At 66.4% G+C, this 26,592-nt stretch carries 27 protein-coding genes and 4 tRNA genes; 20 read left to right on the forward strand and 11 right to left on the reverse strand.

The genetic code is table 11. The annotated features are described in order from the left end of the window. The first annotated feature begins 211 nt into the window (after positions 1-211). From lepA to nagZ, 8 genes are all read left to right on the forward strand, one after another. Entirely contained in the window at positions 212-2,005 is a 1,794-nt protein-coding gene (gene lepA / locus ACV22W_RS25520; protein WP_021159691.1) for a translation elongation factor 4, read from the forward strand. Positions 2,006-2,021: 16 nt separating this feature from the next. Beyond that, positions 2,022-2,915, forward strand: coding sequence for a signal peptidase I (gene lepB, locus ACV22W_RS25525; RefSeq protein WP_448022370.1), 894 nt, complete (start codon positions 2,022-2,024; stop codon positions 2,913-2,915). Positions 2,916-3,068: 153 nt separating this feature from the next. Then, a complete protein-coding gene (rnc, locus tag ACV22W_RS25530; RefSeq protein WP_448022371.1) occupies positions 3,069-4,316 on the forward strand; it encodes a ribonuclease III in 1,248 nt (415 codons plus the stop codon). A 60-nt stretch (positions 4,317-4,376) separates the two neighbouring features. Beyond that, on the forward strand, positions 4,377-5,276 hold the full coding sequence (gene era / locus ACV22W_RS25535; protein ID WP_059523712.1) for a GTPase Era: 900 nt from the start codon (positions 4,377-4,379) through the stop codon (positions 5,274-5,276). Then, entirely contained in the window at positions 5,263-6,102 is an 840-nt protein-coding gene (recO, locus tag ACV22W_RS25540; protein WP_448022372.1) for a DNA repair protein RecO, read from the forward strand. The genes era and recO overlap by 14 nt, the downstream gene beginning before the upstream one ends. Further along, entirely contained in the window at positions 6,099-6,875 is a 777-nt protein-coding gene (gene pdxJ, locus ACV22W_RS25545) for a pyridoxine 5'-phosphate synthase (protein ID WP_448022373.1), read from the forward strand. Before recO ends, pdxJ begins: the two co-directional genes overlap by 4 nt. Positions 6,876-6,944: 69 nt before the next feature. Beyond that, positions 6,945-7,385, forward strand: a complete 441-nt coding sequence (gene acpS / locus ACV22W_RS25550) for a holo-ACP synthase (protein WP_448022374.1) — start codon at positions 6,945-6,947, stop codon at positions 7,383-7,385. 16 nt (positions 7,386-7,401) lie between these two features. Beyond that, entirely contained in the window at positions 7,402-8,430 is a 1,029-nt protein-coding gene (nagZ, locus tag ACV22W_RS25555) for a beta-N-acetylhexosaminidase (protein WP_448022375.1), read from the forward strand. 166 nt (positions 8,431-8,596) lie between these two features. Here the strand turns inward: nagZ and ACV22W_RS25560 are convergent, their stop codons facing one another. The 3 genes from ACV22W_RS25560 to earP form a co-directional block, all read right to left on the reverse strand. Continuing rightward, positions 8,597-9,982: a sigma-54-dependent transcriptional regulator gene (locus tag ACV22W_RS25560; protein WP_448022376.1), complete on the reverse strand. Its 1,386-nt coding sequence runs from the start codon at positions 9,980-9,982 to the stop codon at positions 8,597-8,599. 271 nt (positions 9,983-10,253) lie between these two features. After that, the gene (efp, locus tag ACV22W_RS25565; RefSeq protein WP_034206788.1) at positions 10,254-10,811 is read right to left on the reverse strand and encodes an elongation factor P; all 558 of its coding nucleotides are present in this window, start codon (positions 10,809-10,811) and stop codon (positions 10,254-10,256) included. Between the two features lie 138 nt (positions 10,812-10,949). Further along, a complete protein-coding gene (earP, locus tag ACV22W_RS25570; RefSeq protein WP_448022377.1) occupies positions 10,950-12,137 on the reverse strand; it encodes an elongation factor P maturation arginine rhamnosyltransferase EarP in 1,188 nt (395 codons plus the stop codon). Positions 12,138-12,213: 76 nt separating this feature from the next. Here earP and uvrC point away from each other — a divergent pair, with 76 nt between their 5' ends. The 6 genes from uvrC (at position 12,214) to ACV22W_RS25600 (ending at position 15,582) form a co-directional block, all read left to right on the forward strand. After that, a complete protein-coding gene (uvrC, locus tag ACV22W_RS25575; RefSeq protein WP_448022378.1) occupies positions 12,214-14,244 on the forward strand; it encodes an excinuclease ABC subunit UvrC in 2,031 nt (676 codons plus the stop codon). Between the two features lie 100 nt (positions 14,245-14,344). Beyond that, positions 14,345-14,932, forward strand: a complete 588-nt coding sequence (gene pgsA / locus ACV22W_RS25580) for a CDP-diacylglycerol--glycerol-3-phosphate 3-phosphatidyltransferase (RefSeq protein ID WP_448022379.1) — start codon at positions 14,345-14,347, stop codon at positions 14,930-14,932. A gap of 144 nt (positions 14,933-15,076) precedes the next feature. Beyond that, positions 15,077-15,152, forward strand: a tRNA-Gly gene (locus ACV22W_RS25585). 53 nt (positions 15,153-15,205) lie between these two features. Continuing rightward, positions 15,206-15,281: transfer RNA gene (locus ACV22W_RS25590), tRNA-Gly, on the forward strand. Positions 15,282-15,332: 51 nt separating this feature from the next. Then, positions 15,333-15,408, forward strand: a tRNA-Gly gene (locus tag ACV22W_RS25595). A gap of 100 nt (positions 15,409-15,508) precedes the next feature. After that, positions 15,509-15,582 (forward strand) — tRNA-Cys (locus ACV22W_RS25600). Positions 15,583-15,645: 63 nt separating this feature from the next. On the opposite strand, the gene ACV22W_RS25605 is transcribed toward ACV22W_RS25600, so the two are convergent. The 3 genes from ACV22W_RS25605 to ACV22W_RS25615 all read right to left on the reverse strand — a co-directional run bounded on the left by ACV22W_RS25605 (position 15,646) and on the right by ACV22W_RS25615 (position 17,613). After that, complete coding sequence (locus ACV22W_RS25605; RefSeq protein ID WP_448022380.1) at positions 15,646-16,134, reverse strand: hypothetical protein; 489 nt, start codon at positions 16,132-16,134, stop codon at positions 15,646-15,648. A 274-nt stretch (positions 16,135-16,408) separates the two neighbouring features. Then, positions 16,409-16,957: an N-acetyltransferase family protein gene (locus ACV22W_RS25610; RefSeq protein ID WP_448022381.1), complete on the reverse strand. Its 549-nt coding sequence runs from the start codon at positions 16,955-16,957 to the stop codon at positions 16,409-16,411. Beyond that, on the reverse strand, positions 16,954-17,613 hold the full coding sequence (locus ACV22W_RS25615) for a helix-turn-helix domain-containing protein (RefSeq protein WP_448022382.1): 660 nt from the start codon (positions 17,611-17,613) through the stop codon (positions 16,954-16,956). Before ACV22W_RS25615 ends, ACV22W_RS25610 begins: the two co-directional genes overlap by 4 nt. Before the next feature lie 149 nt (positions 17,614-17,762). On the opposite strand from ACV22W_RS25615, the gene ACV22W_RS25620 reads away from it, so the two are divergent. Further along, on the forward strand, positions 17,763-17,999 hold the full coding sequence (locus ACV22W_RS25620) for a ParD-like family protein (protein ID WP_448022383.1): 237 nt from the start codon (positions 17,763-17,765) through the stop codon (positions 17,997-17,999). After that, entirely contained in the window at positions 17,999-18,805 is an 807-nt protein-coding gene (gene map / locus ACV22W_RS25625; RefSeq protein ID WP_448022384.1) for a type I methionyl aminopeptidase, read from the forward strand. Before ACV22W_RS25620 ends, map begins: the two co-directional genes overlap by 1 nt. A gap of 169 nt (positions 18,806-18,974) precedes the next feature. Here map and ACV22W_RS25630 read toward each other — a convergent pair whose 3' ends face one another. Then, positions 18,975-19,478 (reverse strand): GAF domain-containing protein, encoded by a 504-nt coding sequence (locus ACV22W_RS25630; RefSeq protein ID WP_448022385.1) that lies wholly within the window; start codon positions 19,476-19,478, stop codon positions 18,975-18,977. 114 nt (positions 19,479-19,592) lie between these two features. Next, positions 19,593-20,510 (reverse strand): LysR family transcriptional regulator, encoded by a 918-nt coding sequence (locus ACV22W_RS25635; RefSeq protein WP_448022386.1) that lies wholly within the window; start codon positions 20,508-20,510, stop codon positions 19,593-19,595. Positions 20,511-20,620: 110 nt separating this feature from the next. Between ACV22W_RS25635 and ACV22W_RS25640 the strand changes: the two genes are divergently transcribed. Then, positions 20,621-21,487, forward strand: a complete 867-nt coding sequence (locus tag ACV22W_RS25640; protein WP_448022387.1) for a pirin family protein — start codon at positions 20,621-20,623, stop codon at positions 21,485-21,487. A 127-nt stretch (positions 21,488-21,614) separates the two neighbouring features. Next, the gene (locus tag ACV22W_RS25645) at positions 21,615-22,106 is read left to right on the forward strand and encodes a GNAT family N-acetyltransferase (RefSeq protein ID WP_448022388.1); all 492 of its coding nucleotides are present in this window, start codon (positions 21,615-21,617) and stop codon (positions 22,104-22,106) included. Between the two features lie 19 nt (positions 22,107-22,125). Here the strand turns inward: ACV22W_RS25645 and ACV22W_RS25650 are convergent, their stop codons facing one another. The 3 genes from ACV22W_RS25650 to ACV22W_RS25660 are packed head-to-tail and all read right to left on the reverse strand — an operon-like array spanning position 22,126 to position 24,101. Further along, the gene (locus ACV22W_RS25650; RefSeq protein WP_448022389.1) at positions 22,126-22,998 is read right to left on the reverse strand and encodes a cytochrome c oxidase assembly protein; all 873 of its coding nucleotides are present in this window, start codon (positions 22,996-22,998) and stop codon (positions 22,126-22,128) included. Positions 22,999-23,008: 10 nt separating this feature from the next. Beyond that, positions 23,009-23,449: a copper chaperone PCu(A)C gene (locus tag ACV22W_RS25655; protein ID WP_448022390.1), complete on the reverse strand. Its 441-nt coding sequence runs from the start codon at positions 23,447-23,449 to the stop codon at positions 23,009-23,011. A gap of 7 nt (positions 23,450-23,456) precedes the next feature. Continuing rightward, positions 23,457-24,101 carry an SCO family protein gene (locus ACV22W_RS25660; RefSeq protein WP_448022391.1) on the reverse strand — a complete coding sequence of 215 codons (645 nt, stop codon included), beginning with the start codon at positions 24,099-24,101 and terminating at the stop codon, positions 23,457-23,459. Between the two features lie 282 nt (positions 24,102-24,383). Here ACV22W_RS25660 and otsB point away from each other — a divergent pair, with 282 nt between their 5' ends. Further along, entirely contained in the window at positions 24,384-25,136 is a 753-nt protein-coding gene (otsB, locus tag ACV22W_RS25665; RefSeq protein ID WP_448022392.1) for a trehalose-phosphatase, read from the forward strand. Beyond that, positions 25,133-26,509, forward strand: coding sequence for an alpha,alpha-trehalose-phosphate synthase (UDP-forming) (gene otsA, locus ACV22W_RS25670; protein ID WP_448022393.1), 1,377 nt, complete (start codon positions 25,133-25,135; stop codon positions 26,507-26,509). Before otsB ends, otsA begins: the two co-directional genes overlap by 4 nt. Positions 26,510-26,592 lie beyond the last annotated feature (83 nt).

The raw sequence follows: 26,592 nt of genomic DNA on the forward strand, positions 1-26,592 counted from the left end.
CCCCGTCGCCGGCCGCGCCCTGCGCGGGGTTCCGATGCGAGCCTGCTCGCCAAGGCCTCTGGCGGGGCGCCCTGACCGGGCGTTCCCGACCAGGCGTCCCAAATTACCGCCCGGCAAAGGCCTTTTCGGCTAAAATAAGCCGTTTTTTCACCGACTTACAAGGCGTGCTCCGCAGTCGTCGAGCGCGCCTTTTTCGCTTGATCGGCACTGAATGGATCATATTCGCAATTTCTCGATCATCGCGCACATCGACCATGGCAAGTCGACGCTCGCGGATCGCATCATCCAGGTATGCGGCGGCCTCGCCGACCGTGAAATGGAAGCGCAGGTGCTCGACTCGATGGATATCGAGCGCGAACGCGGCATCACGATCAAGGCGCAGACGGCGGCATTGTCCTATCGCGCCCGCGACGGCAAGGTCTACAACCTCAATCTGATCGATACGCCGGGGCACGTCGACTTCTCATACGAAGTCAGCCGTTCGCTGTCCGCGTGTGAAGGTGCGCTGCTCGTGGTCGACGCGAGCCAGGGCGTCGAGGCACAGACGGTCGCGAACTGCTACACGGCGATCGAGCTCGGCGTCGAGGTCGTGCCGGTGCTGAACAAGATCGACCTGCCGGCCGCGAACCCCGAGAACGCGATCGAGGAGATCGAGGACGTGATCGGCATCGACGCGACCGACGCGACGCGCTGCAGCGCGAAGACGGGGCTCGGCGTCGAAGACGTGCTCGAAGCGCTGATCGCGAAGGTGCCGCCGCCGAAGGGCGATCCGGCCGCGCCGCTGCAGGCGCTGATCATCGACTCGTGGTTCGACAACTACGTCGGCGTCGTGATGCTCGTGCGCATCGTCAACGGCACGCTGCGCCCGAAGGACAAGATCAAGATGATGGCGACCGGCGCGCAGTATCCGGTCGAGCACGTCGGCGTGTTCACGCCGAAGTCGCGCAATCTCGAATCGCTGTCGGCCGGACAGGTGGGCTTCATCATCGCCGGCATCAAGGAACTGACGGCCGCGAAGGTCGGCGATACCGTCACGCACGCGACCAAGGCCGCCGCCGAGCCGCTGCCGGGCTTCAAGGAAGTGAAGCCGCAGGTGTTCGCGGGCCTCTATCCGGTCGAGGCGAACCAGTACGACGCGCTGCGCGAATCGCTCGAGAAACTGAAGCTCAACGATGCGTCGCTGCAGTACGAGCCGGAAGTGTCGCAGGCACTCGGCTTCGGTTTCCGCTGCGGCTTCCTCGGGTTGCTGCACATGGAAATCGTGCAGGAGCGGCTCGAGCGCGAGTTCGACATGGACCTCATCACGACCGCACCGACGGTCGTCTACGAGGTCGTGCAGAGCGACGGCTCGACGATCATGGTCGAGAACCCGGCGAAGATGCCGGAGCCCGGCCGCATCGCGGAAGTCCGCGAGCCGATCGTCACGGTGAACCTGTACATGCCGCAGGACTACGTCGGTTCCGTGATCACGCTGTGCGAGCAGAAGCGCGGCTCGCAGATCAACATGCAGTATCACGGCCGCCAGGTGCAGCTCACGTACGAAATCCCGATGGCCGAAATCGTGCTCGACTTCTTCGATCGCCTGAAGTCGGTGTCGCGCGGCTATGCATCGATGGATTACGAGTTCAAGGAATACCGTTCGTCGGACGTCGTGAAGGTCGACATGCTGATCAACGGCGACAAGGTCGATGCGCTGTCGATCATCGTGCACCGCTCGCAGTCGCAGTATCGCGGCCGTGAAGTGGCCGCGAAGATGCGCGAGATCATTCCGCGCCAGATGTACGACGTGGCGATCCAGGCGGCGATCGGTGCGCACATCGTCGCGCGCGAGAACATCAAGGCACTTCGCAAGAACGTGCTCGCGAAGTGCTACGGCGGCGACATCACGCGAAAGAAGAAACTGCTCGAGAAGCAGAAAGAAGGTAAGAAACGCATGAAGCAGGTGGGTTCGGTCGAGATCCCGCAGGAGGCGTTCCTCGCGATCTTGCGCGTCGAAGACAAATAACAGGACTGATCCTTTTATGAATTTTGCGCTGATTCTTTTTGTGCTCGTCGTCGTGACGGGCGTAGCGTGGGTGTTGGACAAACTGGTGTTCCTGCCGCGGCGACGCAAGGCGGCCGACGCGGCGATCGAGGAGTTCGATCGCCAGCAGTCGCGTATCGACAAGCGTTTCGCGGACGAAAACGCGGGGCAGACGCGTTCGAAGCTGCGTGACGAAAAGCTGCGCCAGCCATGGTGGCTCGAGTACACCGCAAGCTTCTTCCCGGTGATCCTGGCCGTGTTCGTCGTGCGTTCGTTCATCGTCGAGCCGTTCAAGATCCCGTCGGGGTCGATGGTGCCGACGCTGCTGGTCGGCGACTTCATCCTCGTCAACAAGTTCGAATACGGCCTGCGCATGCCGATCACGAACACGAAGATCACGCAGGGCAGCCCGCTGTCGCGCGGCGATGTCGTCGTGTTCCGTTATCCGAAGGACGAGTCGGTCGACTACATCAAGCGCGTGATCGGCCTGCCGGGCGATACGGTCGCTTACCAGGACAAGCAACTGACGATCAACGGCCAGCCGGTGCCCGAAACGCCGCTGCCGGATTTCTTCGACGACGAGCGCCAGAACTACGCGAAGCAGTTCGAGGAGACGATCGGCGCGAAGAAGAACGCGATCCTCAACAATCCCGCCGTGCCGCCGTTCGTGATGGGCGCCTACGATTATCCGTATCGCGACAACTGCACGTACAACAGCCGCGGCGTGATCTGCAAGGTGCCGCCGGGCCACTATTTCATGATGGGCGACAACCGCGACAACAGCGCGGACAGCCGCTACTGGGGTTTCGTGCCGGACAACAACATCGTCGGCCGCGCGTTCTTCATCTGGATGAACTTCGGCGACCTGAAGCGAATCGGTTCCTTCAACTGATCGCATTAGACTCGCATGCAATGCGCGACGCACGGGCCGCGTCGCGTATTGCCGAACTACTTTAAGAACCGGCGGTAACACCGCCTCGTCACGCCTTTTCGCGTCCGGCCGTGCCGTTTCGGCCCGACCGGCGCCCGCGTTATACTCCTGCACATGCCCCTATCCCAGTTGGAAAGCCGGCTACGCTACGAATTTCGCAATGCGGAATTGTTGCGCCAGGCTTTGACCCATCGCAGTCACAGTGCCACGCACAACGAACGGCTCGAGTTTCTCGGCGATTCCGTTCTGAATTGCGCGGTGGCCGCCCTTTTGTTCCAGCGTTTCAGCAAGCTGGACGAAGGCGATCTGTCGCGCGTGCGCGCCAATCTCGTCAAGCAGCAGTCGCTCTACGAAATCGCTCAGGCCCTGAATATTTCGGAAGGGCTGCGGCTGGGCGAGGGCGAATTGCGCAGCGGCGGCTTCCGTCGCCCGTCGATCCTCGCGGACGCGTTCGAAGCCATCATCGGGGCAGTGTTCCTCGATGGCGGCTTCGAAGCCGCCCAAGGGGTCATCAAGCGCCTCTATATCCCGATTCTCGACCACATCGACCCGCGCACGCTCGGCAAGGATGCGAAGACGCTGCTGCAGGAGTACCTGCAGGGGCACAAGATCGCGTTGCCGACCTACACGGTCGTCGCAACTCATGGTGCGGCGCACAATCAGCAGTTCGAGGTCGAATGCACGGTGCCGAAGCTGGATGTGAAGGTGTCGGGCTCCGGTGCAAGCCGGCGCGCGGCCGAGCAGGCTGCCGCGAAGAAGGCGCTCGACGAGGTGCTGGCGGCTGCGCCGATGCTGGCCGCGAAGCCGAAGCGTTCGAAGAACGCACGCGGGTCGAAGCACCTCGAGCCTGAAATCGTGCCGGGCGTGAAGGGCGTGCAGGAAGCGCTCGACCTGCGTTCGCCGGAACGGAAGGAGCGTGCGGCGGCGCGCGATGCGAAGGCGGCGGCTGCCGTCACGGCAGCGACCGACGCCGGCGCACACCCGCCCGAGCGGCCGGTGCAGGCGCCGATGGCCGCGATTCGCGCGGCGCATGTGGAAACGGCGGCGGACAAGGCCGACCGGCCCGCAAAGCCGACGGCGGACAAGCCTGCCGAGAAGGCAACCGAGAAGCCGTCGGATCGCAACGAAGCCAGCTCCCGCGCGGCGGACAAGCCCGCGGAGGCCGCACCCCGTGCAGCCGACAAGCAGGCGGGCCAGGCGGCCGATCCGGCTGCCTCCACCGACAAGCCTGCAGCCGGTTCCGACGCCGCCTCGCGTGCGACGTCGCGCGCCCGCGACGCCGCGGCGCCCGGTACCGAGACGCCGCAGGGCGGCGCAAGCCTCGCTGCCGCGCAGGCGCGCGTGGCCGATGCCGACTACTGAATTGCCCCTCGATCGTGCCGCGCGCCGCGCGGCCGTTTCCGAACCTGTCTCCCAAACGATATGAACACTCCCGCTCCTACCGGTTTCCGTTGCGGCATGATCGCGATCGTGGGCCGCCCGAACGTCGGCAAGTCGACGTTGATGAACGCACTCGTCGGCCAGAAGATCAGCATCACGTCGCGCAAGGCGCAAACGACCCGCCATCGCATCACCGGCATCAACACGTTCGACGACGCGCAATTCGTGTTCGTCGACACGCCGGGCTTCCAGACCCGTCACAGCACCGCGCTGAACCGTTCGCTGAACCGCGCGGTCACGTCGACGCTCACGTCGGTCGACGTGATCCTGTTCGTGATCGAGGCCGGCCGCTTCGGGCCCGACGACCAGAAGGTGCTCGACCTGATCCCGCCCGGCATGCCGACGCTGCTGATCGCGAACAAGATCGATCGTGTGGCCGACAAGGCGACGCTGTTCCCGTTCATGCAGAAGGTGAGCGAACTGCGCGAATTCACCGAGCTCGTGCCGCTGTCGGCGCAGCGGCCGGAAGACATCAAGCGCCTGCTGGACACCATCAAGCCGTACCTGCCGGAAGGCGAGCCGATCTACGGCGAGGACGAGCTGACCGACCGCAGCTCGCGCTTCCTCGCGGCCGAAATCCTGCGCGAGAAGGTGTTCCGCTGGACCGGCGACGAACTGCCATACACGAGCACCGTGCTGATCGACAAGTTCGAGGAGGAAGGGCGCCTGAAGCGTATCTTCGCGACGATCCTCGTCGAGCGCGATTCGCACAAGGCGATGGTGATCGGCAAGAAGGGCGAGAAGCTCAAGCAGATCAGCACCGAGGCGCGGATGGACATGGAGAAGCTGTTCGACGGCCCCGTATATCTCGAGACCTTCGTGAAGGTGAAGAGCGGGTGGGCCGACAACGAGGCGGGGCTGCGCGCCTATGGGTACGAATGACGCGCTGACGTCGACCGAAGACGCGGTGACCGCCGGCGCGAACGACGCGCCGTTGCCGGCACCGCCCGAACCGCCGCGTCGCAAGGCGCGGCGCGCGACGTCTCGCACGTCCGATTTCCGCGTCGCCGAGCAGCCGGCGTTCGTGCTGCACAGCTATCCGTACCGGGAAACGAGCCTGATCATCGACGTGCTCACGCGCGATCACGGCCGCCTCGCGCTCGTCGCGAAGGGCGCGAAGCGCCCGCACTCCGCGCTGCGCGGCGTACTGCAGACGTTCCAGCCGCTGCTGCTGTCCTGGTCGGGCAAATCCGAAGTACGCACGCTGACGGGTGCCGAGTGGGTCGGCGGGATGCTGCCGCTCGGCGGCGACGGGCTGCTGTGCGGCTTCTACGCGAACGAGCTGCTCGTGAAATTCTGCGCGCGCGAGGATCCGCAGCCGCCGCTCTTCAATCATTACGTGCTGACCCTCACGCGCCTTGCGCACGGCGAACCCGCGGTGCAGGTGCTGCGTTCGTTCGAGCGCGTGCTGCTGCGCGAGACCGGCTATGCGATGGCGCTGAGCCGAACGGTCGCGCGCCGTGCGGTCGAGCCGGATCGCCGCTACGTGTTCGATCCCGAGCGCGGCGTGCGCAATGCCGACGATGACGTACCGTCGCACTGGCCGGTGATTTCCGGACAGACGTTGCTCGACATGGAGCAGGACGATTACCATCGAGCCCAGACGGTCGCGCAAAGCAAGACGCTGATGCGCTTCCTGCTAAACACCTATCTCGGCGGTACGCCGCTTGCCACGCGTCAGATCCTGATCGACCTGCAAAACCTATGAGTTTCTTCCTGACAACGCCCACCGCCATCGACCTCGGCGTGAACATCGACCACGTCGCGACGCTGCGCAACGCGCGCGGCACGGCCTATCCCGATCCGATCCGCGCGGCGCTCGCCGCCGAAGAGGCCGGTGCCGACGCGATCACGCTGCACCTGCGCGAGGACCGCCGCCACATCGTCGACGCCGACGTGCGCAAGCTGCGCCCGCTGCTGAAGACGCGGATGAACCTCGAATGCGCGGTGACGGCCGAGATGCTCGACATCGCATGCGAAGTGCGTCCGCACGACGCGTGCCTCGTGCCGGAGAAGCGCGAGGAACTAACGACCGAAGGCGGTCTCGACGTTGCCGGCCGCTTCGAGGCGGTGCGTGCGGCATGCAGGCAGCTCGCCGACGCCGGCGTGCGCGTGTCGCTGTTCATCGATCCGGACGAGACGCAGATCCGCGCCGCGCATGAAGCTGGCGCACCGGTGGTCGAACTGCATACCGGCCGCTACGCCGATGCGCACGACGAGGCCGAGCAGCAGCGCGAATACGAGCGCATCGTCGCGGGCGTGCAGGCCGGCGCGCAACTGGGCCTCAAGGTCAACGCCGGCCACGGCCTGCATTACACGAACGTGCAGCAGATCGCCGCGATCGACGGCATCGTCGAACTGAACATCGGCCACGCGATCGTCGCGCACGCGATCTTCGCCGGCTGGGACAACGCGGTGCGCGAGATGAAGGCGATCATGGTCGCCGCACGGGTCGCCGCGCTGCACGGCGGCGCGCGCTGACGATGCGTTGCGTGCGCGCGCGCTTCGCTCATCGCGCGGCATCGTCCGCGCATCACGGCGGGCGTTGAGATGGCGATCTACGGCATCGGCACCGACATCGTCCAGGTGAGCCGCATCGCGGCCGTGCTCGAACGCACGGGCGGCCGGTTCGCCGAGAAGGTGCTCGGCCCCGACGAGCTGCGTGTGTTCCATGCGCGCCGTGCGCGCTCGGAGGCGCGCGGCATCGCGTTTCTCGCGACACGCTTTTCCGCGAAGGAAGCGTTTTCGAAGGCGATCGGGCTCGGCATGCACTGGCCGATGACGTGGCGCGCACTGCAGACCCTCAACCAGCGCAGCGGCGAACCGTACGTCGTCGCGTCGGGCGAACTGGCCGACTGGCTCGCCGCGCGCGGCATCACGGCGCGCGTGACGGTCAGCGACGAACGCGACTACGCGGTGTCATTCGTGGTCGCCGAGGCCGATGTCGTTCCACCGCCTGCCCCCGCACCTGTTTCCCGAACCACTCCCTGACGGAATTCCCGATTCGATGAAAACGACTCCCGGCCCGGTCATGCTCGACGTCGTCGGCACGGCCCTGTCGCGCGACGACGCGCGGCGCCTTGCGCATCCGAACACCGGCGGCGTGATCCTGTTCGCACGGCATTTCCAGAACCGCGCGCAACTGATCGCGCTGACCGATTCGATCCGCGCGGTGCGCGAGGACATCCTGATCGCCGTCGATCATGAAGGCGGCCGCGTGCAGCGGTTCCGTACCGACGGTTTCACCGTGCTGCCGGCGATGCGCCGCCTCGGCGAGCTGTGGGACCGCGACGTGCTGCTCGCGACGAAGGTTGCAACGGCGGTCGGCTACATCCTGGCCGCCGAGCTGCGCGCATGCGGGATCGACATGAGCTTCACGCCGGTGCTCGATCTCGACTACGGACACTCGAAGGTGATCGGCGATCGCGCGTTCCATCGTGACCCGCGCGTCGTCACGCTGCTCGCGAAGAGCCTGAACCACGGGCTGTCGCTCGCGGGCATGGCGAACTGCGGCAAGCATTTCCCGGGGCACGGCTTCGCGGAAGCTGATTCGCACGTCGCGTTGCCAACCGACGACCGGCCGCTCGACGCGATCCTCAAGCAGGACGTCGCCCCGTACGACTGGCTCGGCCTGTCACTGTCCGCGGTGATCCCCGCGCACGTGATCTACACGCAGGTCGACAAGCGGCCCGCGGGTTTCTCGCGCGTGTGGCTGCAGGACATCCTGCGCGGGCAGCTCGGCTTTACGGGCGCGATCTTCAGCGACGACCTGTCGATGGAGGCGGCACGCGAAGGCGGCACGCTCACGCAGGCGGCCGACGCGGCGCTCGACGCCGGCTGCGACATGGTGCTCGTCTGCAACCAGCCGGACGCGGCCGAGGTCGTGCTGAACGGGCTGAAGGCGCAGGCGTCGGCCGAGTCGGTGCGGCGCATCAAGCGGATGCGGGCGCGCGGCAAGCCGCTCAAGTGGGACAAGCTGATCGCGCAACCCGAGTATCTGCAGGCGCAGGCGCTGCTGAGCAGTGCGCTGGCGTAAGCGGAGAAGGGCGGTGTGATGCCGCCTTTCCTGTTGCCGAAAGCAAAAAGCCGCGCAGAAGCGCGGCTTTTTGCTTTTCCATCGAGGCGGGGCGAGGCACAAGGCGCCATGGCCTTACGCAACTAACCGTCAAGTCCCGCCAGCGCCTTGAACAATTGCGGCGCGCTCAGTTGACCTTCATCCGCTGCAACTTGTTGTACAGCGTCTTGGGGCTGATGCCGAGCAGCGTCGCCGCGCGATGGCGCGTGCCGCCGACCGCGTCGAGCGTCGCGCGGATCAGCAGGTCCTCGACGTCGGACAGCGGGGTGCCGACCTTGATCTGCACGCTGCTGCCGTTCAGCGCGGCGCCGGCCGCGAAGCTCGCTTCGCCCGCGCGCAGCGTTTCGATGAAATCGCCGGACGCGTCATAGGCGAAACGCACGCGCTCCTGCAGTTCGCGCACGTTGCCGGGCCATTCGTAGGACAGGCATTCGCGCACGAAGCCCGGTGCCGCTCGCTTGTCGGTCGTGCTGCGGCCGGTGGCGCGCGCTTCGCGGTTGAGTTCGTCGACCAGCGCATCAGCGATCGCGAGCGCATCGCCGTCGCGCTCGCGCAGCGGCGGCATCGTGATCGATGCCGCATCGAGGCGCAGCCACAGATCCTCGCGCAACGTGCCGTTCGCGACCGCCTCGCGGGCCGGGCGCCGCGTGGTCGCGATCAGCCGGAAGTCGCTCGCGATCGAACTCGTGCCGCCGATCCGCATGAAGTTCTGCGAGTCGAGCGCGTGCAGCAGCGCTTCCTGCAGCACGAGCGGCAATGCGGTGATCTCGTCGAGGAACAACGTGCCGCCGCCGGCCTGTTCGAACAGGCCCGATTCACGCCGCTCGGCGCCGTCGAACGCGCCGCGTTCATGGCCGAACAGCACGCTGTCGAGCGACGCGCCGTGTCGCCCGGCATGCGCGATCGTGCGGCAGTCGAACGACACGAACGGCCCCTTGTGGCGCCGGCTCAGGTCGTGCAGCGTGCGCGCGGCCAGTTTCTTGCCGGTGCCGGCTTCGCCGGTAAACAGCACGGCCGTTTCGGTGCCGGCGTTGTGCTCGATCATGTCGTATACGTGCTGCATCGCCTCGCTGCGGCCCACCAGCGCGCCGAAACGGCCCAGGTGGCGCAGCGACGCACGCAGCGTCCGCACTTCGTCGATCAGTTCGTAGGGACGCGGAATCCGGGCCAGCAGGCTGCGCAGGCGCGGAATGTTGATCGGCTTCAGCAGGTAGTCCCAGATGCCGTGACGCAGGCCTTCGATCGCGCTCTCGACCGTCGCGTTGCCCGTCAGCACGATGACCGGCAGCGAGCCATTCGGCTGCTGCTGCGGCAGATGCTGGAGCAGGTCGAATCCGCTGCCGTCCGGCAGGTTCAGGTCGACCAGGACGACATCGGGAATCGAGCGGCCGAGCGCCGTGCGTGCCTCGGCGAGCGACGTGGCCGTGTCGACCGAGAAGCCGTCCGCGGCGAGCAGCGCGGTCAGGCCGGACAGACTGTTGGGATCGTCTTCGACAATCAGGGCGTGTGGCATGGTGGACGCGAGTCGAGTCAAGAGAGGCGGGCTGTCGGCCATCGAGCCGGCCGCAGCCGCATGTCAGATTAAAAACTGATTTTATGCCCCGCTGAACACCTGACGTGCATTATTTCTTTGTCGCTATAAAACAGTTACCGATGATACAAATTGAATACCTTTAGTGCTGGATTTTGTGTTGTCCATGGTGCCGACACATCGGTGCTGTTGGCGGCAGGCAAACAAAAAGCGCCCCGAAGGGCGCTTTGTTCGATCCGGAAATCGCGGGCGATTACGCGCGGCTGCGATATTCGTTCGTGCGCGTATCGATTTCGATCTTGTCGCCGGTGTTGCAGAACAGCGGCACTTGCAGTTCGAAGCCCGTTGCGAGCTTGGCGTTCTTCAGCACCTTGCCCGACGACGTGTCGCCCTTGACGGCCGGTTCCGTGTAGGTGATCTCGCGAACCAGGATCGTCGGCAGTTCGACCGAGATCGCCTTCTCGTTGTAGAACACGACTTCGCACGCCATGCCGTCTTCGAGGTAGTTCAGCGCTTCGCCCATCATTTCCGCTTCGACTTCGTACTGGTTGTAGTCGGCGTCCATGAACACGTACATCGGGTCGGCGAAGTACGAATACGTCACTTCCTTGCGGTCGAGCACGACGACGTCGAACTTGTCGTCAGCCTTGTAGACCGATTCCTGGCCTGCGTTCGTCAGCAGGTTCTTCATCTTCATCTTGACGACGGCGGCGTTACGGCCCGACTTGTTGTATTCCGTCTTTGCGATGACCCATGCGTCGCTGCCGATCTGCACGACGTTGCCTACGCGGAGTTCCTGTGCGGTCTTCATAAAAAACTGTCCTGATCCAATCAAATAAATAGGTGCCTGAGCGTTGCACAACGGCTGACGGCGCAAGCGGGGGGCGTTCCGGTGGGCGCCAAGAGCCCCAAACGCGAGCGCTTGCGTGGTCAGCCGTCGGATAACCGCTTATTTTAACTGAGATTTTGCGTATTCCGCCAGCTTTCCGGCGAGATCGCCGACGCCCGCCAGTGCATCGGCCCAGCATGCCGCGTTAGCGTCCAGCGCGGCACGATGTTGCAGCAAATCGGCCCAATCGGGCGTGCCGCCGCCGTTCCATGCGTGCCAGAAGCGCTCGAGCGCCGCGCGCGGCGCATCGGCCAGGCCGGCCGCCAGATGCGCGAGCGCGGCGTCGAGCTTCGGCAGGTGCGCATCGTCGGCCTGCGGGTAGATGTGCCACACGACCGGCTTGCGCGCCCATTGCGCGCGGACGAACGAGTCCTCGCCGCGCACGAAGTTGATGTCGGACACCCACAGCAGCGGGTCATAGTCGGCCTGCGGGACGAATGCGAGCCCGTACGCGGTCAGGTTGCCGGCGGTCGCGCGCGCGCCGGCGCCGAACGATTCGACCCCGAAGAAGCGGGCGACGGCCGGCGATATGCGGCCGGCGGGCACGAGCGCGACGACGGGCGAGGGGCCGTCGCGCCACTGCGCGAGCAGTGCGTCGAGGGCCGGATTTTCATAGGCGAAGAGGCTGACGACGGTCGTGCCCGGCGCCGGCGGCGCGTCGCCCGTCGCCTGCCGCCACCAGGCGGCGCGCGCTGCCGCGTCGGTTTCGAAGGCCGCGCGGCGCGTGTCGAGGTCGCGCTCCTTCAGCACGCCGCCCGTGCCGGCCGACAAACCCGGGAAGAAGAACGTCTTCAGCAGCGGATAGCGCGGATGCGGCGATGGCCGCAAATGGAAATCGGCGACCCAGTCCTCGGCGCTCAGGTATTCGAGATTGATCCACACGGGGCGGCGCGCGCGGCGCGCCATCGCCGCGAGATACGCGCCGGGCAGCTCGCACGCGAACGCCTCGATCACGACGTCGGCGATCTCCAGCGCATCGCCGACTTCCGCATGCCAGTGTTCGATCACGATGCCGTCGAGCGTCTGCCGCCCGGCAGCGGGATCGACCCCGGGCAGCAGCCGCGCGAACGTGCGCAGATCGTCGATGAAGAGGCGCACCTGCCAGCCATGCTCGTGTGCGAGTTGGCGTGCGAGGCGCCAGCACACGCCGATGTCGCCGAAGTTGTCGATCACGGTGCAGAAGAGGTCGCACGCGATCGGTTCGTCGGGTGCGAGCGGCGCAGGGGAGGCGGGGGCGGTGCGGGGCATCGAAGCGGGCCGGTGAATGCTCTAAACTGGCGATTCTAATGGACCCGTTCCGCGCCACAAGGCACCCGGATCACGCATGACATCCCCAGAAGCCGCCGACATCCCGTTCGAACCCAAGAAGATCCTCGCGCAGTTGCCGCACATGCCGGGCGTCTACCGCTACTATGACACGGCGGGCGCCGTGCTTTACGTCGGCAAGGCGCGCGACCTGAAGAAGCGCGTATCGAGCTATTTCACGAAGACGCAGCTGTCGCCGCGCATCGCGATGATGGTCACGCGCATCGCGCGCATCGAGACGACCGTCACGCGCTCGGAGGCCGAGGCGCTGCTGCTCGAGAACAACCTGATCAAGGCGCTCACGCCGCGCTACAACATCCTGTTTCGCGACGACAAGTCGTATCCGTACCTGAAACTCACCGCGCACCGCTTTCCGCGCATGGCGTACTACCGCGGCTCGGTCGACAAGCAGAACCAGTACTTCGGGCCGTTCCCGAGCGCATGGGCCGTGCGCGAGAGCATCCAGATCCTGCAGCGCGTGTTCCAGCTGCGCACCTGCGAGGATTCGGTCTTCAACAACCGCACGCGGCCATGCCTGCTGCATCAGATCGGGCGCTGCACGGCGCCGTGCGTCGGCGCGATTTCCGAGGACGACTACGCGATCGACGTGTCGAATGCCGCGCGGTTTCTGCTCGGCCGGCAGTCGGAAGTGATGAAGGAGCTCGAGCAGAAGATGCACGCGTTCGCCGCCGACCTGAAGTTCGAGCAGGCGGCCGCCGTGCGCAACCAGATGAGCTCGCTCGCGACGGTGCTGCACCAGCAGGCGATCGAGGTCGGCAGCGACAGCGACGTCGACATCCTGGCGGTCGTCGCGCAGGGCGGGCGCGTGTGCGTGAACCTGGCGATGGTGCGCGGCGGCCGGCATCTCGGCGACAAGGCGTATTTCCCGACGCACGTCGAAAGTGCGCTGACGCTTGCCGAAGGGGGGCTCGGCGACGAAGCCGAGGTGGCGGACGCCGCCGACGAAACCGTCGCGGCATTGCCCGACGGGCCTGCGGAAGATGCTGCCGCCGCGCGTGACGCGGGGGCGTCGGTGGAGGCCGAGGTGCTCGATGCATTCATCGCGCAGCACTATCTCGGCAACCGCGTGCCGCCCGTGCTGGTCGTGAGCCACGCGCCTGCGAGCCGCGACCTGCTCGAATTGCTGTCCGAGCAGGCCGGTCACAAGGTCTCGCTGGTGCGGCAGCCGCAGGGGCAGCGGCGCGCGTGGCTGTCGATGGCCGAGCAGAACGCGCAGATCGCGCTCGCACGGTTGCTGTCCGAGCAGGGCTCGCAGCAGGCGCGTACGCGCGCGCTCGCGGAGACGCTCAGCTTCGAAGGCGACGATCTCGCCACGCTGCGGATCGAATGTTTCGACATCAGCCATACGATGGGCGAGGCGACGCAGGCGTCGTGCGTCGTCTATCACCATCACAAGATGCAGTCGGGCGAGTACCGTCGCTACAACATCACAGGCATCACACCGGGCGACGATTACGCGGCCATGCGGCAGGTGCTGACGCGCCGCTACGAGAAGATGGTCGAGCAGGCCGCGCAGGCGGCGGCCGCCGACGACGCGGCCGGCATCGACGGCGAATCGACGCGCAAGGCCGAGGCATCGAGCCTGCTGCCGAACATCGTGCTGATCGACGGCGGCAAGGGGCAGGTCGAGATCGCGCGACAGGTGTTCACCGAACTCGGGCTCGACACGTCGATGCTGGTCGGTGTCGCGAAAGGCGAAGGGCGCAAGGTGGGCCTCGAGACGCTCGTGTTCGCGGACGGCCGCGCGCCGCTCGAACTCGGCAAGGAGAGTGCCGCGCTGATGCTCGTCGCGCAGATCCGCGACGAGGCGCACCGTTTTGCGATCACCGGGATGCGCGCGAAGCGGGCGAAGGCGCGCCAGACCTCGCGGCTCGAAGAGCTCGAAGGGGTCGGCGCGAAACGTCGGCAGCGACTGCTCGCGCGGTTCGGCGGGCTGCGAGGCGTGGTCGCCGCGAGCGTCGAGGAACTGGCGAGCGTCGACGGCATCTCGCACGCACTCGCCGAGCAGATCTACAAGCAGCTTCACTGAAGCGGCCGTGCGGCCGGCGGCCCCTTGCGCGCGATCTCGCGTTCTTGTGGCAGGCCGGTCGACACGGCACAATTGCGAATCCTTTACTGACCCGCATGCCATGCCGTTCAATTTCCCGATTTTCCTGACGTGGGTACGGATCGTGCTGATCCCGCTCGTCGTCGGCGTGTTCTATCTGCCGGACACGGTGATGGGCGACGCGCACCGCAACCTCGCGGCGGCGGCGATCTTCATTCTCGCCGCGCTGACCGACTGGTTCGACGGGTTTCTTGCCCGCAAGTGGAACCAGACGTCGTCGTTCGGCGCGTTCCTCGATCCGGTCGCGGACAAGCTGATGGTGACCGCCGCGCTGCTGATCCTCGTGCAGATTTCGCGGGTCGATGCGGCGATCGCGCTCGTGATCGTCGGCCGCGAGATCGCGATCTCGGCGCTGCGCGAATGGATGGCGCAGATCGGTGCGTCGAAGAGCGTCGCTGTGAACCAACTCGGCAAGTTCAAGACCGCGTGCCAGATGGTCGCGATCCCGATGCTGCTGTACTACGGCCCGCTGCCGCTCGGCATCGCGACGATCGACACGCGCGTGTGGGGCGAGTGGCTGATGTACCTCGCGGCGGTGCTGACGATCTGGTCGATGCTGTACTACATGAAGCTTGCATGGCCGCAGATTCGCGAGCGCGGCGGCGCGTGACCGGCCTCGCACGGGCGGTTGCGCAGGTTTTTGGAAAAAGGGCTGGAAAAGCCCTTGACACACGAATGTGCCTTCGACATAATCTCGCTTCTCCGCTGCACGACGAAGTAAGTGTGTGACGGGGAAGCAGTAGCGCAGCAATACGCGGGAGTAGCTCAGTTGGTAGAGCGCAACCTTGCCAAGGTTGAGGTCGCGAGTTCGAGACTCGTCTCCCGCTCCAGATTTTTTCTGGCAGCGTGTTGTACGGCAAAGCGCTGCAGATGCAGGACACATGCGGGAGTAGCTCAGTTGGTAGAGCGCAACCTTGCCAAGGTTGAGGTCGCGAGTTCGAGACTCGTCTCCCGCTCCAGATTTTTCTGGCAGCGTGTTGTATGGCAAAGCGCTGCAGATGCAGGACAATGCGGGAGTAGCTCAGTTGGTAGAGCGCAACCTTGCCAAGGTTGAGGTCGCGAGTTCGAGACTCGTCTCCCGCTCCAAGTAATGGGGAAGCCACGCTTCCCTTTTTATTTGATGGACTGATGGTCCTCGAATAAAAATCTGTCGCTTGCCTCCACGGCATCCGGACAGTCCGCTTTTGGCGCGATAGCAAAGCGGTTATGCAGCGGCCTGCAAAGCCGTTTAGGCCGGTTCGACTCCGGCTCGCGCCTCCAGGTAAGAAAAGAAAAGCCCCGCTTCGGCGGGGCTTTTCTCTATTCCTCGCGTCATTCGCGCGTCTATTCCGCCGGATACGTCAGCGTCACCAACTCGCATTTCGACGCGCTATTGCCGTCGTAGTCGTAAATCGCGAGCAGATGCTGCCCCTTGCTGTTCAGGACCGGCAGCGTGATAGTCCGACGATTCGGATTGCCGCCGCCGGCGGGTTCGTCCGACACCTGTTTGCGGATTTCCGATTCGAGATCTGACGGCGTGTTGATGCCGTTCTCCGGTCCGCGGCTGCGCACCCGGCTGTAGAAATGAAAACCGTTGTCGGTCCAGCGGCGCGGCAGCATGTTGCGCCACTGGTTGTTGGTGACGTCCTTCCACGGCAGATCGGTGTTGCCGCTCAACGCGAACGGCGTCGGACATGCGCCGGCCGCAAACGCTTGTCCGCAGAAAAGCGGGAGGGCGGCAAGCGACCATGCAACGCGTCGGACCGCGCGGCGTGCGAGGCCGGCATCGCGTTGCCATCCGGGATGGTGAGGCAGGGCATGGGGCGTTTTCATACGGCATTCTCCGGGTGATGAATCGGTACGCGGCCGTGCTGCGGCCGCTGGGGAATACCGTATCGCTACCGTTCTTGCACAAGAATGCGGCGAACGTCACACGTGTGGTCACGGGGCAAAGGGGCGGGGCCGCGGCCCGGGAAAGCCTGGAGGAGGGCGACACCGCGGTGCGGTGGGGCGATCGCACGTTGTCGCGGGCGGATCGATGGGCGTGCTGCGTGCCGTCAATATTGCCCGCGTCATCATGAGCGTGCCGAACATTCGGCGACGCCGGTCAGCCGTCGATCGGCCGTGCCGGCGTGTCGAGCCTCAACTGATAGAACGCCGCATCGAGCCAGCGGCCGAATTTGAAGCCCGCTTCGGTGATCGTGCCCGAGTGCACGAAGCCGAGCCGCGTATGCAGCGCGACGCTGCCGCCGTTGGTCGCGTCGATGCAGCCGACCAGCAAATGCATGTCGGCCTCGCGCGCACGCCGGATCAACTCGCGCAGCAGCAACTCGCCGAGCCCGCGGCCGCGATGGTCGCGGTGGACGTAGACGCTGTGCTCGACCGTGTACTTGAACGCCGGGAACGCGCGGAAGGTGCCCCAGCTCGCGAAGCCGACCAGCGTGCCCGATTCGTCGACCGCGCCGACGACCGGAAACCCGCCGGCGCGCTTCGTCGCGAACCACGTGACCATCGCTTCCGGCGGGCGAGGCCGATAGTCGTACAGCGCGGTGGAGTTCACGATCGCGTCGTTCAGGATCTCGAGAATGGCCGCGGCATGCTCGGCTTCGTTGCAATCGATCAGGCGCACGTCGTCGCGCGGTGTCGGGGAATTCATACGGGCTCCTGCGCCTGTCGGCCTTGAACGGATGACGCATTCCGCGCGCCGACGGCGGCGGGGGCATCGCAGATCGCGACGACATAGCGCGCGACGTGCGACGACGGGTTGCTGAAAACCAGCGGCTGATCGACGCGCATGGCCAGACAGTCGCCTTCGTGCAGTTCGTGAAGCTGGTCGCCGAACGTGACGTCGACGCGCCCGCGGACGACCCACACCTGTTGATGCAGCGCGCTTTCGCGCCCGCCGGAGTCGTACGCGACGCGCGCGCCGGGCGGGAAATCGACCTCGACGAGCTGGATCGGCGACGGCCAGCCGGGCGGTGACAGATTGCGCCGCACGTACCCGGACGCCGGATCGCGCCATTCCGCCTGCTGTGCGCGCCGCACCAGCGGCTGCACGGGGGCGTCGTCGCGATCGCCGGCGAACAGCCCGGCCAGCGACACGCCGAGACCGGCCGCGAGCTTGTCGAGCACGACGGCCGTCGGGCTCGCCGACGCACGCTCGATGAGCGAGATCATCGAACGGCTGACGCCGGAACGCGCAGCGAGCGCATCGAGCGTGTAGCCTCGTAGCGTGCGCAGGTCGCGCACGCGCCGGCCGATGCGTTCGTTGATGCCGGTGTCGTCGGCGGGGGTGGCGGTTGATTCTTGCATGATGGATTGATTTTCCAGCAAGCTAGAATCCGATGTCAACGGAATTGCTGCTGTCCCGGATCGAGGATTCGCCGGCGGCTAGGCGCTTGCCCGGCAATCAGAGCGAGCGTAATATACGAAACGGCTATATTTCGTTTAATTAGAGACATATGGGAATCATCAAGATATCCGAGCACATGCATGAACGGCTGCGCTCGACCAGTACCGCGCTGAGCCGTTCGATCAATGCACAGGCGGAGCATTGGCTGCGCGTCGGGATGCTGGCGGAGCTCAATCCGTCGCTGTCCTACGGCGATATCTGCCGGATGCTGATCGAGACCGAAGCACGCGGCGGCGACGCCGGGCCGGCGGAGTCGGTCGCCCACGGCATCGAGCAGGTGGCGTGATGGCGAGACGCGAAATCCCGATCCGCGGTGCTGCGGAAATCGCCAGGTCGCGCGAGGCTGCGAAGCTCGCGTCCCAGGTGCTGACGATGATCACCGAGCACGTGAAGCCGGGCGTCACCACCGACGAACTGGACGCGCGCTGCCGCGAATACATCGTCGACGAACTCGGCGCGATCCCGGCGAACATCGGCTACCACGGTTATCCGAAAACCCTGTGCACGTCGGTCAACCACGTGGTCTGTCACGGCATTCCGTCGTCGCGGCCGATGCGCGACGGCGACATCGTGAATCTCGACATCGCGGTGATCAAGGACGGCTGGTTCGGCGACACGAGCCGCATGTACTTCGTCGGCGAGCCGGGCGAACTGGCGCGGCGCCTCGTTGCGACGACCTACGAGGCGATGCATGCAGGCATCCGCGCGGTTCGTCCGGGCGCGACGCTCGGCGACGTGGGCTACGCGATCCAGCAGGTCGCGCATCGCGAAGGGTTCAGCGTGGTCCGCGAGTATTGCGGGCACGGGATCGGCGACGTGTATCACGACGAGCCGCAGGTGCTGCACTACGGCCGCCCGGGCACGGGCGTGCCGCTGCGGCCGGGGATGATCTTCACGATCGAGCCGATGCTGAATGCGGGCAAGCGCGACACTCGCGTGCTGGCCGACGGCTGGACGGTCGTCACGAAGGACCATTCGCTGTCCGCTCAATGGGAGCACATGGTCGTCGTGACGGAGCAGGGCTTCGAGATCCTGTCGGACGATGTGACGCCGCCGGCGTTCGCGGCGCTGTCCGGCACACACGTGGCCTGACGCGCGGCGAGCCGCAGGCAGCGGCGCACTGAAAATGAACTGCGCCTCAAAAGGCTGGATCTAGTCCAGCTTTTGGGGTGCAGTTCACATGGGGCCTTTTTCATTTGGGCCGCGCGGTGCGATCAGCAGATGGTCGGCTCCGCAGTCGCGACCCGCGGTGTCACGCGGCTCAACCGCGCGCCTTCTGCCACGCGTGTTCGACGAATACGCGGCACAGCGCTTCCATCCCGTTGCGGTCCTCGTCATCGAAGCGTGCGGCAACGGGGCTGTCGACGTCCCACACGCCGATCAGCGTGCCGTCGGCGGCCACCAGCGGCACGACGATTTCCGATTCCGACGCGGCATCGCAGGCGATATGGCCGGGGAATTCGTGCACGTCGCGCACGACCTGCGTCTCGCGGGTCTGCGCGGCGGTGCCGCACACGCCCTTGCCGAGCGCGATCCGCACGCACGCGGGCTTGCCCTGGAACGGGCCGACCACGAGTTCCGTCCCGTCGAAGAAATAGAAGCCAGCCCAGTTCAGGCGGTCGAGCGAGTGGTAGACGAGCGCGGAGAAATTCGCGGCGTTCGCGGTCAGGTCGCGTTCCGTTTCGACGAGCGCGCGTGCCTGCTCGACGAGCGTCGCATAGAGTTCGGCCTTGGAGGCGTGAGGGTCGGTGGACAGCGTGAACATGGCTGAAATGCGAAAAGAGTTGTGGGCCGCGGGATTGTGAAAAGCGCGATGCGCGTCCCGCAGTCTACGGCACACGCGGCCTGTTTGCAGCGCGGGGTTCGCGGGCGTCGTCGCTCAGTCAGGTTCGAGTTCGGCGAACCGCTCGGCCAGGAAATCGAGCAGCGCGCGCACCGCGGGCAGCAGCCCGCGCCGCGACGCGAACACCGCGTGCACGATCTCGCGGCGCGGTGCCCAGTCCGGCAGCACGGTCGCCAGTTCGCCGCGCGCGACTTCCTCGCGCACCATCATCGTCGGCAACTGCACGATGCCGACGCCCGCGACGGCCGCCGCGCGCAGCGCGAGCATGCCGCCCGTCACGAGCCGTGGCTGGTGGTGGATTTCCGCCTGCGCGCCGTCGGGGCCGCGCAGCCGCCACACGTGCGTGGCCTGCGGCACGCCGTGATCGAGGCTCGGCAAGCGGGTCAGGTCGGCGGGGACGGCCGGCACGCCCCGCTCGCGCAGCAACGCGGGGCTCGCGACGAGGCACTGCCCGCGCTCGGCCAGCACGCGCAGGGCGAGATCGCTGTCCTCGAGAGGCGGCGGGCGCACGCGGATCGCGACGTCGATCCCTTCACCGACGACGTCGACGCGCCGGTTGGTCGCTTCCAGGTGAATTTCCACGCGCGGGCACGCGACCATGAACGCGGCGATCATCGTGCCGACCAGTGAATCGAGCAACACGACCGGGCAGCTGACCCGCACGATGCCGCGCGGCTCCTCGTGCAGCAGCGCGATCGCCTCGTCGGCGGCGTCCGCTTCGACGAGCATCGCGCGGCAATGCGCGTAATAGGTCTGGCCGACGTCGGTGACAGTGAAGCGGCGTGTCGAGCGCTGGATCAGCCGCATTCCGAGCCGGGCTTCGAGCAGCGCGATGCGGCGGCTCAGCTTCGATTTCGGCATGTTCAGCGCGCGTCCGGCCGGCGCGAAGCCGCCGTGCTCGACCACCTGCACGAAGTAATAGAGATCGTTCAGATCCCGTTCGTTATCGTTCATGAAATAGAACGCTGAGTGCGATTTTGGCAGTCTACCGGATCGATCGTTCCATCTCTATATTCCTCCTCAGGATGCGAAACACGTGTTTCGCCGCAATTCGGAAAAGGCAAATGAAGAAGATCCAGGGTGTGTACAGTGCGCCGCGCGGTCATTGGGTCGGCGACGGTTTCCCGGTGCGTTCGATGTTCAGCTATCAGTCTCACGGCATGCACCTGAGCCCGTTCCTGCTGCTCGACTACGCCGGTCCTGCGAACTTCGAGCCGGCTTCGGCGCCACGCGGGGTGGGCCAGCACCCGCACCGCGGGTTCGAAACGGTGACGATCGTCTATGACGGCGAAGTCGCGCACCGCGACTCGACCGGCGCGGGCGGCGTGATCGGCCCGGGCGACGTGCAGTGGATGACGGCCGCGAGCGGGATCCTGCACGAGGAATTCCACTCGGAAGCGTTCACGAAGCGCGGCGGCCCGCTCGAGATGGTGCAGCTGTGGGTGAACCTGCCCGCCGCCGACAAGATGGGTGCGCCCGGTTATCAGACGCTTCTGGACGCGGATATCCCGGTGGTCGAATTGCCGGACGGCGCAGGTCGCGCGCGGATCGTCGCGGGCGAGTTCGACGGGCGCCGCGGCCCGGCCCGCACGCACACGCCGATCGACGTGTGGGACGTGCGGCTTGCAGCAGGCGGACGTGCACGGTTCCCGATCGCCGAAGGGCGGACGCTTGTGGTGGTCGTGCTGAGCGGGACGTTGCTGGTGAACGGCGAGACGGTCGCCCGCGAAGCGCAGTTCGTGCAACTGAGCCGCGACGGCCGCGACGTCGAGATCGAAGCAAACGGCGACGCCAAGCTGCTGATTCTGAGCGGCGAGCCGATCGATGAGCCGATCGTTGGGTACGGGCCGTTCGTGATGAACTCGCAAGAGGAAATCCGGGCCGCGATCGACGACTTCAACAGCGGCCGCTTCGGCCAGATGCCGGCGTGACGGACAGGCCCCGCGCAATGCGGGGCTTTTTTTCATGCGCGGAGCGGCGGCACGCGTGCCGCGTGCGCTTCGAGGCATAATCGACGGTTGCCGCGCGCCGGCCGGCGCGCTCGAATCAGGACCGACCATGAATGCTTCCGCACCTGCCGCCTCCGTGCGCGCCGACGATCTCGACTGGCACTGGAAATCCTTCGACGCGCTGACGGCGCATGAACTCTATTCGATCCTCGACGCGCGCAGCGCCGTGTTCGTCGTCGAGCAGAACTGCGTGTATCGCGACATCGACGGTGCGGATCAGGCCGCGTGGCACCTGGCCGCGTACGATCAGGCGGGGCGCCTCGCCGGCTATCTGCGCGTGCTGCTGCCGGATGCGCAGCACTCCGACGTGCGCATCGGCCGCGTGCTGACGACCGCGCCGTTTCGCGGTGCCGGCCTCGGCAACGCGCTGCTGTCGCGCGCGCTAGAACACATCCGCGCGCAGTGGCCGGATGCACGGATGAGCCTGCATGCACAGGCTCATCTGCAGCGCTTCTATGGGGCATTCGGTTTCACGCCGAGCTCGGACGTGCACGACGAGGACGGCATCCCGCACGTGTGGATGACCAGCGCGCGCGGCTGACGCGCCGCGCGCCGAGCCGTCAGTGGGCGGCTCGCGTCACCGGCGGGTTTTGCGCGCCCCGGGCGGCTGCCCGCTCGTCGATCAGGCGGCCGCGCGCCGACAGCCGCAGCCAGTGCCGCAGCGCGATCAGCGCGCCGATCACGCTCATCATCGAACCCGGGATCCACAGCAGCAGGCCGCCGATCTGCTGGTCGCGCAGCGGGCTGAGCCACGTGAATGCGCGTCCGCAGATCGAGTAGATCGGATACAGCTCGTGCGGCGTGAAGAAGATCAGCGCGCCGAGCGCGATCTGCGGCGGGATCGCCGCGACGACGATCAGGATCCGGCGGCCCGGCGACAGCCGCGCGGGCGGCGCGGGACGCGGATCGACGACGAGCCACCAGAACAGCAACCCGTCGATCACCATGCTCCAGTTCATCACGCGATACAGGCGCCAGTCGAGCATCGCGATGAAGTGGATCGGCGACAGCAGCCAGAAATAGATCAGCCCGACGAACAGCACGACCGCGACGACCGGATGGAACACCACGTCGAGCGTCGCGCGCACGGGCGCCCACGCGAGCGCGGGGCGCACGAAGCGCTGCCGCCAGCGAAACGGAATGCCCGCGCGAATCGCCGCGCCCGGGTAGGCCAGCGCGATGAAGAACGGCCCGAGGTGATGCAGCACGAGATGCTGCGCGCGGTGCATGAAGAATTCGTGCTCGAAGAAGTAGTCGAGCCGCGTATGCAGCGCGATGTAGAGCGCCGTCAGCCCGAACCAGAACGAGAACTGCCGCAGCGGCGACACCTTCGCCTTCTTCGCGCCGCGCGCGAACAGCACGGCGGCCGTCAGCACCGCGATGACCACGGTCGGCGACGGTTCCCACGGATCGAGCCAGTACAGGACGTTCATCGCGCGCGCATCACTTCGCCTGGGACGGCGATTTCACGGCGAACGGCGTGTCGACCGTCTCGCCGTCGGAGAACTTCAGGCGCAGGCGCACGGTGTCGCCTGGCTTGATCGCGTGCCTGGGTTCCTCGAGCATGAAGTGATAGCCGCCCGGCGCGATGTCGACCTTGCCGCGCGCGGGGATCGTCAGCTTGTCGACCATTTCCATTTTCTGCGTCGAACCGTTCGACACCGTCTGGTGCAGCATCGCCATCCCGTAGTCGGGGCTGTCGACGGCGACGAGATCGACCGGTTTGTCGCTCGTGTTGACGAGCGTCACGTAGCCGCCCGCGGGCAGCTTGTTCGGCAGCCAGCGCACCCATGCGTTCTGCGCGGAGATCGCGCCGGCGGCATACGCGTGCGCGCCGGTGCACAGCGCGGCGAGGAGGGCGAACGTCTTGAGGGTCGTCTTCATGTGGGATTCAGGTAGTGGAAGCGGTGTCGATGATCCGGCGCACGTCGGCGGCGATGGCGTCGGGTGAATCGCGGTCGGTCGCGAGCAGGCGCGCGCGACCGTTCGCGTCGAAGATGTAGACGGCCGAGCTGTGCGTGACCTCGTAGCCGCCGGACGGATCGCGCTTTTCCATCTGGTACGCGACGCGATAGCGCTTCGCGAGCGATTCGATCTGGCCGTCGGTGCCGGTCAGGCCGCGCGCGTGCGCGGCGTCGAATGCGGCGACGTACGACTGCATCGCCTGCGGCGTGTCGCGCGCGGGATCGACCGAGACGAACAGGATGCGCACGTCGTTCGCCTGCGGGCCGAGCTTCGCGAGCACTTCCATCAGCCGTGCCATCGTTTCCGGGCAGACGTCCGGGCAATGCGTATAGCCGAAGTAGACGAGCGCGATGCGGCCGCGAAACGCGTTCGCGTCGATCGCGCGGCCGTCGCCGCCGGTGAGCGTGAACGACAGGTCGGGCAGGTGGCCCGTGACGTTGGTCAAGTGCCAGTTCGGCTCGTCGCGCGTGCATGCGGCGAGCGCGACGGCGGCGGTCAGCGCCGCGGCCGTGCGGACGAAGCGGGTCAGACTGAAGAGGCGCCGGTGCGGCGCGGGACGGGCAGGCGACATCCTGGGGCTCGATCGGACGGAACGGTCGTCGGCCGGCGCGGCGCCATGCGTCGCGCGGCCGGCGGTTGCCGACTGTAGCGCAATTCCCGCGCCTGCGTCCTTTCGAAACCCGTACGGCGCGGGCGAGCGGGGCAATATGTCGCAGTTGACGCGGATAGCCGCGCGAGGCTCGCGCTCCACCGGTTTCGCCCATCTCGCCACGCAGGCGCGGTAAGATGCGCACAATTCCATTCTCGCAGCGGCGGCCCGCGTTTGCAGGCCGCTCCTCAGACCATCGAATCGATGCAATCCGTTCCGGCTTCCCTGTCCCTGACCGATACCGCGTTCTTTTTCGACTTCGACGGCACGCTCGTCGAGCTGGCGCCGACGCCCGACAGCATTCACGTGCCGCCGTCGCTGCTGACGCTGCTCGATGAACTGCGGCGTCGCACGCACGGTGCGGTCGCCGTCGTGTCGGGTCGCGGCATCGACAACCTCGACACGTTCCTCAACATGCCGGACCTGCCGATCGCAGGCCTGCACGGCGCCGAACGTCGCGATGCGAACGGCGACACGCAGCGTATCGGCTTCAACGACGAACGGCTGCTGCGCATCGAGCGCGAGCTCGCGGCCGTCGTCGACCGTCATCCGGGCATGCTGCTCGAAATCAAGGGCGCGGCCGTCGCGCTGCACTACCGCAACGCGCCCGAGCGCGAGCCGGCAGCGCGCGAAGCGGCCGAGCGCCTCGTCGCCGAATATGCGGATGCATACGTGCTGCAGCCCGGCAAGATGGTCTTCGAGATCAAGCCGAAGGGCGTCGACAAGGGGCGCGCGCTGGCCGCGTTTCTCGACGAGCCGCCGTTCGCCGGCCGCATGCCGCTGTTCGCGGGCGACGATCTGACCGACGAGAAGGGCTTCGCGGTGGTCAACGCGCGCGGCGGTGTGTCGATCAAGGTCGGCGCCGGCGAGACGTCGGCCCGTACGCGGCTCGACTCGGTCGACGCGCTGCACGAGCAGATCGCCCGCTGGCTTGGCGCGGAGCAGCAGGGCGCATGAGTCGGCTCATCATCGTTTCGAACCGCGTCGCCCCGATTTCGGAAGGCGAGCCGGCGGCGGGCGGTCTCGCGATCGGCGTGTACGACGCGCTGAAGGAGACGGGCGGCATGTGGTTCGGCTGGAGCGGCGAGGTGGTCGCGTCCGGTGCGCCGCAGATCCGCATCGAGGAGCGCGGCCCCGTGACGTTCGCGACCGTCGGGCTGTCGCGCCGCGATTACGACCAGTACTACCGGGGTTTCTCGAACGCGACGCTGTGGCCCGCGTTTCATTACCGCGCCGACCTGATCCAGTACGACCGCCACGAGTTCGAAGGCTACAGCCGCGTGAACGTCTGGCTCGCGCAGCAGCTCGTGCCGCTGCTGCAGGACGACGACGTGATCTGGGTGCACGACTATCACCTGATCCCGTTCGCGCGTGCGCTGCGTGCGGCCGGCGTGAAGAACCGCATCGGCTTTTTCCTGCACATTCCGTTTCCGGCCGCACAGGTGCTCGTCAACGTGCCGCCGCATCGCGAGCTCGTCGAGTCGCTGTGTGCGTTCGACCTGCTCGGCTTCCAGACCGATCCGGACCTGCGCGCATTCTGCGACTACATCGAATTCGAGGCGGGCGGCGAAGTGGCGCGCGAAGGGCGTACGGTGCGCGTCAGCGCGTTCGGCAACACGCTGCGGGCGGCCGCCTATCCGATCGGCGTGTATCCGGACGAGATCGCGTCGCTCGCGCAGGCCGGCGAGAACGGCAAGGCCGCGCGCATGGCCACGTCACTGCGCGGGCGCCAGCTGATCATGAGCGTCGACCGGCTCGATTATTCGAAGGGGCTCGTCGAGCGGTTCCGCGCATTCGAGAAGCTGCTGGAGCACCAGGCGTCGATCCGCAACCGCGTGTCGTTCCTGCAGATCGCACCGTCGACGCGCGCCGACCTGCGCGCGTACCAGGACATCCGCCTGCAGCTGGAAGCGGAGTCGGGGCGCATCAACGGCCGCTACGCGGAGCTCGACTGGGCGCCGATCCTCTACATTCACCGCCAGTACGACCGGCAGGTGCTGGCCGCGCTGTATCGCCTCGCGCGCGTGGGCTTCGTGACGCCGCTGCGCGACGGCATGAATCTCGTCGCGAAGGAGTACGTGTCCGCGCAGAATCCGGACGATCCGGGCGTGCTCGTGCTGTCGCGTTTCGCAGGCGCCGCGCGCGAGCTGACGGGCGCGCTGATCGTCAATCCGATCGATATCGACGGGATGGCCGACGCGCTGTCGCAGGCGCTGACGATGCCGCTCACCGAGCGGCGCGCGCGCTACGCGGACATGATCGCGCAGCTGCGCGAAAACAACGTGTCGGTGTGGCGCGACAACTTCCTGCGCGACCTGCAGCGCGTGTAAGCCGCGCGCCGCGCGGCGAAGGTCGCGCGATGCCATGAAAAAAGCCGCCGTGCGCGAAGCACGGCGGCTTTTTTTGTCGGCTG

The sequence above is a fragment of the Burkholderia sp. AW49-1 genome (assembly GCF_053427845.1).

Bases quoted from the DNA above. Each gene is read 5' to 3' on its own strand.
- lepA (WP_021159691.1), top strand. From the start codon at position 212: ATGGATCATATTCGCAATTTCTCGATCATCGCGCACATCGACCATGGC.
- lepB (WP_448022370.1), top strand. From the start codon at position 2,022: ATGAATTTTGCGCTGATTCTTTTTGTGCTCGTCGTCGTGACGGGCGTA.
- rnc (WP_448022371.1), top strand. From the start codon at position 3,069: ATGCCCCTATCCCAGTTGGAAAGCCGGCTACGCTACGAATTTCGCAAT.
- era (WP_059523712.1), top strand. From the start codon at position 4,377: ATGAACACTCCCGCTCCTACCGGTTTCCGTTGCGGCATGATCGCGATC.
- recO (WP_448022372.1), top strand. From the start codon at position 5,263: ATGGGTACGAATGACGCGCTGACGTCGACCGAAGACGCGGTGACCGCC.
- pdxJ (WP_448022373.1), top strand. From the start codon at position 6,099: ATGAGTTTCTTCCTGACAACGCCCACCGCCATCGACCTCGGCGTGAAC.
- acpS (WP_448022374.1), top strand. From the start codon at position 6,945: ATGGCGATCTACGGCATCGGCACCGACATCGTCCAGGTGAGCCGCATC.
- nagZ (WP_448022375.1), top strand. From the start codon at position 7,402: ATGAAAACGACTCCCGGCCCGGTCATGCTCGACGTCGTCGGCACGGCC.
- ACV22W_RS25560 (WP_448022376.1), bottom strand. From the start codon at position 9,982: ATGCCACACGCCCTGATTGTCGAAGACGATCCCAACAGTCTGTCCGGC.
- efp (WP_034206788.1), bottom strand. From the start codon at position 10,811: ATGAAGACCGCACAGGAACTCCGCGTAGGCAACGTCGTGCAGATCGGC.
- earP (WP_448022377.1), bottom strand. From the start codon at position 12,137: ATGCCCCGCACCGCCCCCGCCTCCCCTGCGCCGCTCGCACCCGACGAA.
- uvrC (WP_448022378.1), top strand. From the start codon at position 12,214: ATGACATCCCCAGAAGCCGCCGACATCCCGTTCGAACCCAAGAAGATC.
- pgsA (WP_448022379.1), top strand. From the start codon at position 14,345: ATGCCGTTCAATTTCCCGATTTTCCTGACGTGGGTACGGATCGTGCTG.
- ACV22W_RS25605 (WP_448022380.1), bottom strand. From the start codon at position 16,134: ATGAAAACGCCCCATGCCCTGCCTCACCATCCCGGATGGCAACGCGAT.
- ACV22W_RS25610 (WP_448022381.1), bottom strand. From the start codon at position 16,957: ATGAATTCCCCGACACCGCGCGACGACGTGCGCCTGATCGATTGCAAC.
- ACV22W_RS25615 (WP_448022382.1), bottom strand. From the start codon at position 17,613: ATGCAAGAATCAACCGCCACCCCCGCCGACGACACCGGCATCAACGAA.
- ACV22W_RS25620 (WP_448022383.1), top strand. From the start codon at position 17,763: ATGGGAATCATCAAGATATCCGAGCACATGCATGAACGGCTGCGCTCG.
- map (WP_448022384.1), top strand. From the start codon at position 17,999: ATGGCGAGACGCGAAATCCCGATCCGCGGTGCTGCGGAAATCGCCAGG.
- ACV22W_RS25630 (WP_448022385.1), bottom strand. From the start codon at position 19,478: ATGTTCACGCTGTCCACCGACCCTCACGCCTCCAAGGCCGAACTCTAT.
- ACV22W_RS25635 (WP_448022386.1), bottom strand. From the start codon at position 20,510: ATGAACGATAACGAACGGGATCTGAACGATCTCTATTACTTCGTGCAG.
- ACV22W_RS25640 (WP_448022387.1), top strand. From the start codon at position 20,621: ATGAAGAAGATCCAGGGTGTGTACAGTGCGCCGCGCGGTCATTGGGTC.
- ACV22W_RS25645 (WP_448022388.1), top strand. From the start codon at position 21,615: ATGAATGCTTCCGCACCTGCCGCCTCCGTGCGCGCCGACGATCTCGAC.
- ACV22W_RS25650 (WP_448022389.1), bottom strand. From the start codon at position 22,998: ATGAACGTCCTGTACTGGCTCGATCCGTGGGAACCGTCGCCGACCGTG.
- ACV22W_RS25655 (WP_448022390.1), bottom strand. From the start codon at position 23,449: ATGAAGACGACCCTCAAGACGTTCGCCCTCCTCGCCGCGCTGTGCACC.
- ACV22W_RS25660 (WP_448022391.1), bottom strand. From the start codon at position 24,101: ATGTCGCCTGCCCGTCCCGCGCCGCACCGGCGCCTCTTCAGTCTGACC.
- otsB (WP_448022392.1), top strand. From the start codon at position 24,384: ATGCAATCCGTTCCGGCTTCCCTGTCCCTGACCGATACCGCGTTCTTT.
- otsA (WP_448022393.1), top strand. From the start codon at position 25,133: ATGAGTCGGCTCATCATCGTTTCGAACCGCGTCGCCCCGATTTCGGAA.